This is a genomic window from Methylobacterium sp. 4-46, assembly GCF_000019365.1.
GTDB lineage: Bacteria > Pseudomonadota > Alphaproteobacteria > Rhizobiales > Beijerinckiaceae > Methylobacterium.
Genome location: NC_010511.1, coordinates 736581 through 749486, shown reverse-complemented (window position 1 = coordinate 749486; position 12906 = coordinate 736581). Strand labels below are relative to the sequence as shown.

Below are 12906 nucleotides of genomic sequence, written 5' to 3'. Positions count from 1 at the left end.
TCAGGCCGGTCCCGGCGTCTCGCGCGGCATGCAGACCGAGCGCTTGCCGCCCTCGCGCAGGAAGGCGAGGATCTCCTGCACGATCGGGTGCGTCTCGAACTCCGCCGCCACGTCCTCGACGCGCTCCATCAGCGTGCCCTCCTGCGCGAAGAGCAGCCGGTAGGCGCGCCGCAGCGCGTGGATGTCCTCCCGCGAGAAGCCCCGGCGCTGCAGGCCGATGATGTTGAGGCCCGAGAGGTAGGCCCGGTTGCCCAGCGCCATCCCGTAGGGGATGAGGTCGTTCTCCAGCCCCGAGAGGCCGCCCACGAAGGCGTGCGGGCCGACCCGCGCGAACTGGATCACCGCCGCCCCGCCGCCCAGGATGGCGAAATCCCCCACCGTGCAGTGGCCGGCGAGCATCACGTTGTTCGAGAACACGACGTTGTCGCCGATCCGGCAATCGTGCCCGACATGGCTGTTGGCCAGGAAGGCGCAGCGGTCGCCGACGACCGTCTCCAGGCCGCCGCCGGCCGTGCCGGGATTCATCGTCACGCCCTCGCGGATCAGGCAATCGGCCCCGATCGTGAGGCTCGAGGGCTCGCCGCGGTACTTCAGGTCCTGCGGCGGGTGGCCGATCGACGCGAAGGGGAAGATCCGCGTGCGGGCGCCCACGCTGGTGCGGCCCGCCACCACCGCGTGGCTCACGAGCTCGACCCCGTCGCCGAGCCGCACCTCCGGCCCGACATGGCAGAAGGGACCGACGCGCACGCCCTCGCCGAGCACCGCGCCGTCCTCGACCACGGCGCTCGGGTGGATGCGCGCCTCGCCCGGGGAGCCGCCGGCGCTCATTCGGTCACCAGCATGGCGCCGATCTCGGCCTCCGCCACCAGCGTGCCCGCGACCTTCGCCTCGCCCCGGAACCACCACATGGTGCGGCGGTTCGTCAGCTTCCTCATGTGGTACTCGACGGTGTCGCCGGGCACGACGGGCTTGCGGAACTTCACCTTGTCGATCGTCATCAGGTAGACCCGGCTCGGCCGCGTGTCCCGGGTGAGCGTGTGGGCGCAGCAGATGGCGCCCGCCGTCTGGGCCATGCCCTCGACCAGCAGCACGCCGGGGAAGACCGGGACCTTGGGAAAGTGGCCGGTGAATTGCGGCTCGTTGATGGTGACGTTCTTGATGCCGATGCAGCTGGAGTCGCCGTCGATCTCGACGATCCTGTCGACGAGCAGGAACGGGTAGCGGTGGGGCAGGAGCTCCATCACCCGCAGGATGTCGGCCGTTGCCAATTCGCGGGGCGTCTCGGTCGTGCCGGGTGTCGGGGACTTCGCGTCGGGCTCCATGCGCGGCCTCAAGGATGGTCGGGATCGGCCGGCGGGCCGAGGACGGGCCTCGTCAATGGCGAGGAAGCGACCGCCGATGCAAGGACTTTGCGGCCGTATGGGGGCGGAACTAGCCGTCCGTGTCCTCCGGCCCGCGCTCGCGCGCGGCGAGCCGCTTGAGCGTCGTCATCTCGCGGAACCACTCGCGCACCGGCTTGGCCGGGGTCCCGCCCCAGCGGGCGCCCGGCGGCACGTCCTTGTTGATGTTGCTGGAGCCGGCGATCTGCGCGCCCATGCCGATCCGCAGGTGCCCGACGACGCCGACCTGGCCGCCCAGCACCACGTAATCCTCGAGGGTGGTCGAGCCCGAGATGCCGACCTGGGCCACGATCACGCAGTGGCGGCCGATCACCACGTTGTGGGCGATCTGCACGAGGTTGTCGATCTTGGTGCCCTCGCCGACGATCGTGTCGCGGCTGGCGCCGCGGTCGATCGTGGTGTTGGCGCCGATCTCGACGTCGTCCTGGATGATGACCCGGCCGACCTGCGGCACCTTGAGGTGCCCGCCCGCCCCCATGGCGAAGCCGAACCCGTCCTGGCCGATGCGGGCGCCGCCGTGGACGATGACCCGGTTGCCGACCAGCGCGTGGAGCAGCGAGGCGCCCGGCCCGATGGCGCAGCCGCGCCCGATCCGGGTGCCCGGCCCGACCACCGCCCCGGCCGCCAGCACGGTCCCGCTGCCGATCTCCGCCCCGGGGCCGATCACCACCCCGGGATCGACGACCACGCCGGGTTCGAGCCGCGCCTCCGGATGCACGAAGGAGCCCGGCGAGACGCCGGTGGCGCCGAACAGCGAGCCCGGCCGCGCGGCGCTCGGGAAGAGCCGCGCCAGCACCTGGGCGAAGCCCCGGTAGGGCTGGGGCGTCACCAGCGCGGCCGTGCCCTCCGGCACCCGGGCGGCGAAGCGCGGCGAGACCAGGCAGGCCCGCGCCCGGGTGCGGCCGAGCGCCTCCGCGTACTTGGCATTGTCCATGTAGGCGAGGTCGTCCGGCCCGGCGCTCTCCAGGGGAGCGGCGCCCGCGACCGCGAGGGTGCCGTCGAGGCCGGCCGGCAGGGCGGCCCCGGCCAGCGCCGCGACCTCGCCCAGGGAGATCGGGCCGGCGAAGGGGAAGAAGACCGGGTCGGACATGCTCGGCGCTCGCGGCAGGACCGGCGGGCCGGACGGCACCGCGACGGAGGCCCGCCCTAGCGGGTCGCGCCGGGCGGCACAAACGAAAAAGGCCGGCTCCGCGCGGAGCCGGCCCGGGAGGATGCGGGGAGGCGGGCCCCGGGGCCGGGAGGCGGGCGACTCCCTCGTCCCGCCGGGGGCGTCGCGGGTCAGCGCGCGGCGAGCGCGTCGAGGACCAGCCTGGCGGTGAGCGCCGAGGAGGCCGGGTTCTGGCCCGTCACGAGCCGGCCGTCCGCCACCGCGAAGGGGTGGAAATCGGCCGCGCGCTCGTAGACCCCGCCGAGCTCGCGCAGCCGCGTTTCGACGAGGAACGGGACGGCCGCGTCGAGGCCCACGGCGCGCTCCTCGCTGTCGGTGAAGCCGGTCACGCGGCGGCCCTGCACCAGCGGCGCGCCGGTCTCGGCCTTGGCGTTCACCAGCCCCGCCGGCCCGTGGCAGACGGCGGCGACCACCTTGCCCTGCGCCCACGCCTTGCCGAGCAGCGCGGCCAGGGCCGCGCTCTCCGGCAGGTCGACCATGGTGCCGTGGCCGCCGGGCAGGAACACCGCGTCGTCGGCCTCGGCGTCGATCGCCGCGATGGCAGGCGTCTCGGCGAGCGCCTTCGAGGCCGCCGCATCGCCGAGGAAGCGCTCGACGGCGGCCTCGTTCTCGCCCTTCGGCTTGACCGAGCGCGGATCGATCGGGACCGGTCCGCCGGCGATCGACGCCAGCGTCACCGCCGCGCCCGCGTCCACGAACGCGCAATAGGGCGTCGCCAGTTCCTCGAACCAGACGCCGGTCGGCTTCGCCGGATCGCCCATCGTCGCGGCCGAGGTGGCGATCATCAGGATGCTGAAACGGGCCATGTGCGTGCTCCTTGCCAAGCCGGACCTTGCCAAGCCGGACCTTGCCGGACCGGACCTTGCCGGACCGGGCCTTGCCGCGCCGGACCTTGCCAAGCCGGACCTTGCCAAGCCGGACCTTGCCAAGCCGGACTCGGCGGCGGAAATCACTCCTCGTGGGAGGACCGATCAGAGATCCGATGGCTCCCCCAGCGCCGACCCGTCGCGCCGACCGCTTCGCGGCCATCCGGTCGCGCTCGTCGCGCCTATCGAGATGACCGCTCCGCGGGGTCACCCGCAGGCCGCTGCCGCGTGGCGGGCTGCCCACCTGGCGAGGCGGCGGGGCCATCCAGCGACCGGCCCCCGCCATGCTCGGGTCGGCCCCCGGGCCATGCCTGCCCGAGGGAGAGGACAGGCATCGCCCGTCGCGGTAGGGAACGGGGACATTCCCATGCCCGCTTCCGGCGATGAGCCACCTCGTCTCCTTGCGCACCTTCCTCTGCGCCGACCGCGCCGGCTCGATCACCCGCGCGGCGCGGCAACTCGGCATCACCCAGCCGGCGGCCTCGGCCCACGTCGCGGCGCTGGAGGGGCAGCTCGGAAGGCCGCTCTTCGTCCGGCAGGCGCGCGGCGTGAGCCCGACGCCGGCGGCCGACGATCTCGCCCGCTCGGTCGCGGCCGCCCTCGACCGCATCGACGCGGTGATGGCGGCGGCCCGCGCCCGCTCGAGCCAGCTCTCCGGCACCGTGCACCTGGTCGGTCCGGCCGAATACCTCTCCGCGCGCATCGGGCCGGCGCTGGCGCCGCTGGTGGCGCAGGGGCTGCGGCTGCGCATCGGGACGGGGGGCCGCGACCGCATCTACGCCGCCCTGGGGGAGGGCCACGCGGATCTGGCCGTCACCGCCTCGCTGCCGGAGGGCAGGGGCCTCGGCTTCGCCGAACTGGGCCGCGAGCGCTTGCTGCTGGTCGCGGCGCCGGCGCTCGCCGCGCGCGCGAAGGGCCGCATCGTCGCGGCCGACATCCTGCGCGGCCTGCCGTGCATCGCCTACGACGAGGGCCTGCCGCTGATCCGGCCCTTCTTCGCGCAGGTCTTCGACGGGCTCCCGGACCTGCAGGCCGTCGCGACGGCGCCCGACCTGCGCCGCCTGACCGGCATGGCGGTGGCGGGCGTGGGATGGACGGTGCTGCCGGACTACGTCTGCGCCGAGGCGCTGGCGCTGGGGCGGCTGACCGAGCTGCCGACCGCCCGCGAGGGGCTGGACAACGCCCTCTACCTGGCCTGGAACCCGGGCGCGCTTCGCCAGCCGCGCGTCGTGACGGTCAGGGATCACCTGCTGCGAGGCGGCCCGGCCCTGTGATCCCGACGACCCGGGATGCCGGCGCGGCGGGCCGTCGAGCCTCGCGAATTCTCGGCGCCACGCCGAAGGCGTGGCGAGACAGGCTTGGTGGAAAAAGGACTGGCGCAAAAAGGGCTTGGCGACACGTCGAGAACGGAACCAGCGGTCATGAGGAGGGATCCGGGATCCGCTTGATCGAAGCGGGTCCCGGATCCCAAGCCCGCGCGGCGCCTGAGCGCGGCGCCTGAGCGCGGACGACATCCGCATGGCCGAAATCGGAGATGGCGAAGCAATCCGTCGGATGTCGGATGACCGCTGGTCCGAGGCGGCGTGGGGCATTCAACGGAACGGCACCCGTTCCGGGGGGAACGGGTGCCGCATCGATCATCCCTGCCGAGGCGCGCCGCCGTGGCGGCGCCCTGCCGCGTCCGGGAGGGCTCAGAAGCGCGAGCCGCCCGAGAAGCGGAAGGCCTGAAGCTGGTCCTTGCCGACCTTGCCGCCCGCCGTCAGCACGCCCTCGTCCCGGGTGAGGGCGTAGGCGTAGTCGAAGCGGATCGGGCCCAGCGGCGAGTTCCAGAGGATCGAGGCACCGACCGAGGAGCGCAGAGTCGCCTGGTCGCGCACGTTCACGCATTCGGGCTCTACGCCGATCGTGAACGTGTTGAAGTTGCAGCCGCCGACCGGGCTGAAGCCGTTGATGATGCCGTCGCCGTTGACGTCGAAGGTGCGCTTGGACTTGTAGCCGAACAGCGTGCCCGCATCCGCGAAGATGGCGCCCTTCAGGCCGATATCCTTCGGGATGCCCCAGATCGGGAACTGCACCTCGACGGTGCCGCCGATATAGGTGGTGCCGCCGAGCGCGTTCGAGCGGGAATCGGTCGAGCCGATGTCGCGCGGGCCGATGCCGTTCGGCGCGAAGCCGCGCACCAGCGACGGGCCGAGGAAGAACTGGTCGGTGATCCGCAGCGTGTTGCCCTCGGTCGGCATGATGTGGCCGCCCTGGATCTTCACGAAGCCGACGACGTCCTCCCACAGCTCCTTGTAGTAGCGGGCCTCGCCGGTGACGCGGAAGAACTTCGAGTCGCCGCCGAGACCGGCGAATTCGGGCTTCAACTCGCCGTAGAAGCCGTTGCGCGGCAGCTGCAGGTTGTCGAGGGTCGAGTAGGCCAGGGTCACGCCCGCCAGCGAGGTGAGCGTGTCGCCGACCGATTCCTTGAGGGCGATCGAGGCCTCGCCGTCATAGGCGCAGTTCGGGTAGAGCGCCTGCCCGAGCGCGTTGACCGCCGTGTAGCCCGCGAGCGGGAACGAGCAATCGTTGTAGGGGCGCTTCAGGGTGTTCGGGATCTTGAGGGTCGTGTTGTAGAGCGAGTAGCGCAGCGTGATGCCGAACTCCTCGGTGATCGGCAGGCCGAGGCGCAGCTGGCCGCCGGTCACGTCGGTCACGTAGCGCGAGTAGCGGGTCAGGTCGCTGTACTTGCTGAACACGTCGAAGCCGGCGGCCAGCCGGTAGCCGAGGAAGTACGGCTCGGTGAAGGAGAAGTCGATGCCGCGGGTGTACTGGCCGGCGGAGACGCCGAGGCGCACGTACTGGCCGCGGCCGAGGAAGTTCGACTCCGAGACCGAGACCTCGCCGATGACGCCGTCGGCCGTGGAATAGCCGCCCGCCACCGAGAACGAGCCGGTGGGTTGATCCTCGACGTCGATGTTGACGACGACGCGGTCGGGCGACGAGCCCGGCTCGTTCGAGAAGCGGACCTTCTTGAAGAAGCCCAGCCCGTTCAGGCGCCGCTCGGCCCGGTCCACGAGGACGCGGTTGTAGGCGTCGCCCTCGCCGAAATCGAGCTCGCGCCGGACCACGTAGTCGCGGGTGCGGGTGTTGCCGCGGACGTTGATGCGCTCGACGTAGACGCGCGGGCCGTCCTCGACCACGAAGCCGAGGGCCACGGTGCCGGAGGCCCGGTCGCGCTCGCCGGTCGGGCGGACCTGCGCGAAGGGATAGCCGCGGCGCGCCACCTCGGTGGTGACGCCGGTCAGGGTGCGCTCCACGTCCTCGGCGTTGTAGACGTCGCCGACCTCGGTGCGGATCTCGTCGCGCAGGGTCGCGCCGTCGACGCCGCCGAGCCGCGAGTCGATCGCCACCGCGCCGACCCGGTACTGCCGACCCTCCTCCACCGTGACGGTGATGATCCAGCCGCCCGCGCCCTCGTCGAAGCGCGCATCCGCGGAGACGACCCGGAAATCGGCGTAGCCGTTCTTCAGGTAGTAGCGGCGCACGAGGTCGAGGTCGTTGGCGATCCGGTCGGGATCGTAGACGTCCGAGGTCTTGACGAAGCTGAGGAGGTTCATCTCCGTCGAGGTCATCAGGTCCTTGAGGCGACCCTCGGAATAGGCCTGATTGCCGACGAAGTGGATCTCCCTGATGCCGGTCTTGTCGCCCTCGTCGATAGTGTAGATCACGTCGATCGAGCCGTTCGGCAGGTCCACCGTCCGGTACGAGACCTTGGCGAGACCGCGGCCGGAGCGGCGGTAGACCTCGCGGATGCGCTCGACGTCGGACTGGACCACGGCGGGGTTGAAGCCCGCGCGGGACTTCGCCTCGACGATGCTCTCGAGAGTGCTCTTCTCGACCTTCTTGTTGCCCTCGAAGACGACGCGGTTGATCGTGTTGTTCTCCCGCACCGTCACCACGGTGCGGCCGCCGCTCTGGGAAACCCGGACGTCCGAGAACATCCCGCTCGCGATCAGATTGCGCCGGGCCTCCTCGGGCGACACGCCGGTCACGTAGGACCGCACCGTGTCGGCGTCGACGCGGCTGTTGCCCTGCACGACGACCTGCTGCGCCTGCGCGCCACCCGCGGCCAGTCCGGCTGCCATCATGATGGCGCCAGTGGCCGACACGCGCGCGCGCTTCCCTGTCATCGACATCATCAAATGGCCCGTCTCTTTTTTATCGGTCCGGGTTCGCACCCGCGGGTCGCCGACCCTCTGCGAGGAGGGCGGGGACCGTCTGGTCCTCGCCCGCTTCTACTGAGAATCCCCCGCGAAGCAAACGCCAAGCTCGCATCGGACCGGGATTTTGGGGGGACGTGGCCTTCCTGTCACGGGATCCCCGCCGGCTTTCGCGCGGCAGAGTCAGCAAGCCCTGAAGCACCGCCGTCGCGCGCCGGCCCAGATCGGGATTCGCGCAGATGAGCGCCCATGATCCCGACGAATTTATGTCGGGACCTGTGCGGAAAGGCTGAACGCGATCGCTCGAATTGCCAGCTTCTCCCGGCGCGGGCCTCAGGTTCCGCGGGTCCAGGAGGTGCCGATCTGCACGATATCGTTCCAGGTGGCGAACAGCATGAGCATGAGCACGAGGGCGAGGCCGATGCGGAAGCCGATTTCCTGGGCACGCTCGCTCAGGGGGCGGCCGCGCAGGACCTCGACGGCGTAGAACATCAGGTGGCCGCCATCGAGAAGCGGGACCGGGAACAGGTTGATGAGCCCGATCGAGACCGACAGGACCGCGATGAGGCCGATCACCGCCGAGAGGCCCCCGGCCTTGGCGGCCTGGCCCGAGACCCGGGCGATGCCCATCGGGCCGGAGAGCTGGTCGGCCGATTCGCGCCCGGTGATCAGCTTGCCCATGTAGTCGAAGGTGCGCTCGACCACGTAGTAGGTCTCGGAGACGCCGATCCTGAGGGAATCCACCAGGCCGTAGCGGGCGAGCTTGACGTCGGCGGCGTCGCGCGGGCCCTGGATCCCGAGCCGCCCGAGGCGGTGGGTGCCGAAGGGCGTCTTCTCCTGCACGGTGTCGGGCACGGCCTCCAGGGTGGTGCGCACGCCCCCGCGCTCGACCGTGACGCGGAGCGTCTCGCCGCCGCTGCCCGAGACGATCCGCTGCATGTCGGCGAAGTGCGTCACCGGCCGGCCGTTGATCGCCTGGACGACGTCGCCGACCTGGAAGCCGGCCCGCGCGGCGGCGCTGCCGGGCTGGATCCCGGAGACGAGCGGCGTCACCTCCATGCGCCCGAGGGCGTAGATCGAGCCGGCGAAGACCAGCACGGCGAGCAGGAAATTCGCCGCCGGACCGGCCGCCACGATGGCGATGCGCTTCCAGACCGGCTGGGTGTGGAAGCTGATCGCGCGCTCGTCCGCGCTCATCCGCGCGAGGCTGTCGGGGTCGGGCACGCTGGCGCCGTTCTGGTCGCCCACGAACTTGACGTAGCCGCCGAGCGGGATCGCCGAGAGCTTCCAGCGCGTGCCCCGCCGGTCGGTGAAGCCGGCGATCTCCGGCCCGAAGCCGATCGAGAAGCTCGTCACCCCGACGCCGCACCAGCGGCCGACCAGGAAGTGGCCGAGTTCGTGGATGAACACCACCACGGTCAGCACGAACAGGAACGACGGCACGATGTAGAGGAGGCTGCCGGTCGTCTCCGTCAGGGCGTTGAGAAAGGTCATGTCGGCCCGCCCGGCATCCGCCGGTTCCTCTCAGTGCACGTCCCGACCAAGCCGGGGGCCGGTCCGTCGGGACGTGCGGCAAAATCAAGACCCGGGGCGCGGTCCGGCCGCGACCGGCTTCCGCCCCGGGCGTCCGGGGCCGAGGGCCCGGGCGCGCATCCGCCTGTCATACCGCTTCCCGTGCGCCGAGGACAGGGCGCGGATGCGCCGCCCCCGCCCGGCTCCGGCCGCGGTTAACGGCGCGCTCGGGCGGCACGCCACCGTGCGCCTGAGGCGCGGCCGCTTCGGCGGCGACTTCGGCGGCGATTTCGGCGCCGGGCACGATGCGGGAGCGGGATTCTCGGCCGGATGGCGCGGTGCCGGTCAGCCGAGGGCCTGCGCGCTCCAGCGCCGCACCTCGTCGTCCATGGCGAGCGCCTCCCCGACGTCGGCCGGGGCGGCGGGGAAGCGGGCCGCGAAGGCCGCGCAGGCCCGCTCGACGAGGGCGGCGATGTCGTAGAAGCCGATGCGCCCGGCGATGAACGCCGCGACCGCGATCTCGTTGGCGGCGTTCATCACCGTCGGCTGCGCGCCGCCCGTGGCGAGCGCGGCCTTCGCGATGCGCAGGCAGGGGAAGCGCTCCTCGTCCGGTCGCTCGAAGGTGAGGCTGCCGGTGGCGGCGAGGTCGACGGGGCGCCCCCGCGCGACGGTCAGGCGCTCGCCGATGCCGAGGCAATGGGCGATCGGCACCCGCATGTCCGGCATCGCGAGCCCGGCCGTCACCGCCCCGTCCCGCCACGTCACCAGGCCGTGGACGATGGATTGGGGGTGGACCACGACGTCGAGCCGCTCGGCCTCGATGGCGAAGAGGTGGTGCGCCTCGACGAGTTCGAGGCCCTTGTTCATCAGGGTGGCGGAATCGATGTTGATCTTCATGCCCATCGACCAGGTCGGGTGGGCGGCGGCCTGGGCGGCGCTCGCCGCCGCGATGGTCTCGCGCGGGGCCGTGCGGAAGGGCCCGCCCGAGGCCGTGATGGTCATCCGGGTGATGTCCTCGACCTTGCCCTCGCCGATCGCCTGGGCGAGGGCGTTGTGCTCGGAATCCATCGGCAGGATGCGGGCCCCGTAGCGCCGCGCGTCGCGCATGAAGGCGTCGCCCGCGCAGACGAGGCTCTCCTTGTTGGCGAGGGCGACGGTGCGCCCGAGCCGGATCGCCGCGTGGGTCGGGCCGAGCCCCGCCGCGCCGCTCACCGCCGCCACGACGAGGTCGGCCTCGCGGCTCGCCGCCTCGACCACCGCCTCCGGCCCGGCCCCGCAGGCGATGCCGCTGCCCCCGAGGGCGTCCCGCAGGGCCGGCCCGCCCTCCGGATCGGCGAGGGCCGCGAACTCGGCCCCGAGCGCGCGGGCGACGCGGGCCAGGGAGGCGGCGTCCCTGCCCCCCGCCACCGCGGCGACCCGGAAGCGGTCGCGGTGCTGGTCGAGGAGGTCGGCGGTGGAGCGCCCGATGGAGCCGGTCGCCCCGAGCACGGTGACGGTGCGCGTCAAGGTCTGAGATCCTCACTGGTCCCGGAAGCCATATCGAAGCGGAGGGCCGATCGGCAATCCGTCCGGTTTCGCACCCGCCCGTGCGCCCGCGCCCGGGGCGCGGCGCCCGTCCGCCGGGAGCCGACGCCCGGCACCCGCATGGTGGCGCGTGATCAAGATTTCGATCCGGGCCACGCTGTAGAGAGCGTTTTGTTAACCGAACCGGACCTTCATGACCTTGCGGAAAAACGGCGAGGTGAAGAGGTTATGAGGCTGGGAATTCGGTGGCGACTCTACGCGGGCTTCGGCTTCCTGGTGCTGCTCACGGCCGCACTGGGTGTGTTCTCCGCGCGGCAGCAGCGCCTCACCATCGACAGTTACGAAACGCGCGAGGGGCTCGAGGCGCGGACCCGCCGGGCTTCGAACGCCACCGCGCTGGCGGCCCGCCTCACCGAGCAATCCGAGGTCTACCGGGCGACCTGGTCGCCCGAGATGATCACCCGGATGGAGGAGAGCCGCGGTGCCCTCGAGGAACTGAGCCTGCGGATGGTCGACCAGGCGCTCACCGCCGAGCGGCGGCAGATCTACCTGCGGATCAACGGGAACGCCCGGCAACTGAGGACGCAGATCGACCGCCTCGCCGAGGCCGGCCGGACGATCCTGCGCGAGAAGGACAGGCTCCTCAAGGGAGGCGACGAGCTGACGCGGCTCACCGGCGTGCTGACGGCGGAGATCTGGGAGCGGGACAGCGCCGCGCAGGTCGCGCAGGTGGGCGCGGTCGAGGCGGCCGTGCTCCTGACGCAGGTCGCGAACTGGCGCTTCCTCGCCACCCTGGATCCGAACGGGGCGATCACCTTCCGGACCCATGCCGGCAAGACGCGGGACGCGCTCGAACTGCTTCGGCGCACCGACTCCAAGAGCGTCTCCGCGGCGGCGATCCGCGCCGTCGAGGGCGCGCTCGCCGCCTACGCGGCGGCGTTCGGCTCCACCTTCGCCGCCATGGCCGAGGCCCGGACGGCCTACGAATCCGGCATCAAGCCGGCGGTCGCCGCGATCTCCGAGGACGCGAGCCACGTCCAGGGCAAGCTCCAGGAGGTCGTCACCACGTCGCGGGCCGAGGCCGCCGCCGCCGTGGAGGCCGCGCGCCTGACCCAGCTCGTCCTGGTCGGGCTGGTCCTCGTCCTCGGCGCCGCGCTCGCCGTCCTGATCGCGCGCAGCATCGTCCGGCCGATCATCGGGATGACCGAGACGATGCGGCGCCTCGCGGAGGGCGACATGGGTGTCGAGGTGCCGGCTCAGGGGACGTCCGACGAGATGGGCCGCATGGCCGCGGCCGTCGAGGTCTTCCGCCGCAACGCCCTTGACCGCATCGCCCTTGAGGCGGCCCAGGCCGAGGCGCAATCCGCCCGCCAGCGGCGGGCCGACCGGGTCGACGCACTCGTACGCGGCTTCCAGCAGCGCATCGCGGGGGCGCTCGAGATCGTGACCTCGGCCGCGACCGAGCTCGACGCCACCGCCCGCGGGATGACGCGGGTCGCCGACGGGACGAACCAGCAGGCCGCCGCGTCGAGCACCGCCGCCGAGCAGACCGCCGCGAATGTCCGCATGGTCGCGACCGCCGCCGAGGAGATGGTGGCCTCGCTCCAGGAGGTCGAGCGGCAGGTGCTGCGCTCCAGCGAGGTCGCCACCCTGGCGACGCGGGAGGCCGAGGCGACCAACGCCAGCATGGCCTCCCTGAGCGAGGCGGCCGAGCGCATCGGCGCGGCCGTGGCGATGATCTCCTCGATCGCCAGCCAGACCAACCTGCTGGCCCTGAACGCGACCATCGAGGCCGCCCGGGCCGGGGAGGCGGGGCGCGGCTTCGCGGTCGTCGCCGCCGAGGTCAAGGAGCTCGCCGGTCAGACCGCCCGGGCGACCGACGAGATCGGCGGGCAGATCGCGGCGATCCAGGCGGCCACGCAGCAGGCCGCCGCGGCGATCCGGCAGATCGGCGCCACCATCGCGTCGATCAACGAGATCACCGGCACCATCGCCTCGACCGTGGTGGAGCAGACCGCCGCCACGAACGAGATCTCGCGCAATGCCGGCGAGGCGGCCCGGGGCACGCAGGACGTCTCCGCCAGCGCGACCCGGGTGCTCAGCGCGGCGAGCGAGACGGGCGGCGCGGCCTCGCAGGTTCTCGCGGCGGCGGCCGAACTCGCCTCGCAATCCCTGACGGTGAAGCGGGAGGTCGACGACTTCCTCGACGCCATCCAGGCGGCGTAGCCGCCGCC

Annotated in this window: 9 protein-coding genes; 2 read left to right on the top strand and 7 right to left on the bottom strand. The window is 72.3% G+C overall.

The features are described from left to right. The 4 genes from lpxA to M446_RS03145 form a co-directional block, all read right to left on the bottom strand. On the bottom strand, positions 1 to 828 hold the full coding sequence (gene lpxA, locus M446_RS03160) for an acyl-ACP--UDP-N-acetylglucosamine O-acyltransferase (RefSeq protein ID WP_012330621.1): 828 nt from the start codon (positions 826 to 828) through the stop codon (positions 1 to 3). Then, positions 825 to 1322 (bottom strand): 3-hydroxyacyl-ACP dehydratase FabZ, encoded by a 498-nt coding sequence (fabZ, locus tag M446_RS03155; protein ID WP_012330620.1) that lies wholly within the window; start codon positions 1320 to 1322, stop codon positions 825 to 827. The genes lpxA and fabZ overlap by 4 nt, the downstream gene beginning before the upstream one ends. Positions 1323 to 1431: 109 nt before the next feature. After that, complete coding sequence (lpxD, locus tag M446_RS03150) at positions 1432 to 2490, bottom strand: UDP-3-O-(3-hydroxymyristoyl)glucosamine N-acyltransferase (RefSeq protein WP_012330619.1); 1059 nt, start codon at positions 2488 to 2490, stop codon at positions 1432 to 1434. Between the two features lie 188 nt (positions 2491 to 2678). Continuing rightward, a complete protein-coding gene (locus M446_RS03145) occupies positions 2679 to 3374 on the bottom strand; it encodes a type 1 glutamine amidotransferase domain-containing protein (protein WP_012330618.1) in 696 nt (231 codons plus the stop codon). A gap of 443 nt (positions 3375 to 3817) precedes the next feature. Here M446_RS03145 and M446_RS03140 point away from each other — a divergent pair, with 443 nt between their 5' ends. Continuing rightward, a complete protein-coding gene (locus tag M446_RS03140) occupies positions 3818 to 4708 on the top strand; it encodes a LysR family transcriptional regulator (RefSeq protein WP_012330617.1) in 891 nt (296 codons plus the stop codon). Positions 4709 to 5125: 417 nt separating this feature from the next. On the opposite strand, the gene bamA is transcribed toward M446_RS03140, so the two are convergent. From bamA to dxr, 3 genes are all read right to left on the bottom strand, one after another. Then, entirely contained in the window at positions 5126 to 7615 is a 2490-nt protein-coding gene (gene bamA, locus M446_RS03135; RefSeq protein ID WP_012330616.1) for an outer membrane protein assembly factor BamA, read from the bottom strand. A 354-nt stretch (positions 7616 to 7969) separates the two neighbouring features. Continuing rightward, positions 7970 to 9130 (bottom strand): RIP metalloprotease RseP, encoded by a 1161-nt coding sequence (gene rseP, locus M446_RS03130; protein ID WP_012330615.1) that lies wholly within the window; start codon positions 9128 to 9130, stop codon positions 7970 to 7972. 363 nt (positions 9131 to 9493) lie between these two features. Further along, on the bottom strand, positions 9494 to 10654 hold the full coding sequence (gene dxr / locus M446_RS03125; protein WP_012330614.1) for a 1-deoxy-D-xylulose-5-phosphate reductoisomerase: 1161 nt from the start codon (positions 10652 to 10654) through the stop codon (positions 9494 to 9496). A gap of 246 nt (positions 10655 to 10900) precedes the next feature. Between dxr and M446_RS03120 the strand changes: the two genes are divergently transcribed. Next, complete coding sequence (locus M446_RS03120) at positions 10901 to 12898, top strand: methyl-accepting chemotaxis protein (protein WP_012330613.1); 1998 nt, start codon at positions 10901 to 10903, stop codon at positions 12896 to 12898. Positions 12899 to 12906 lie beyond the last annotated feature (8 nt).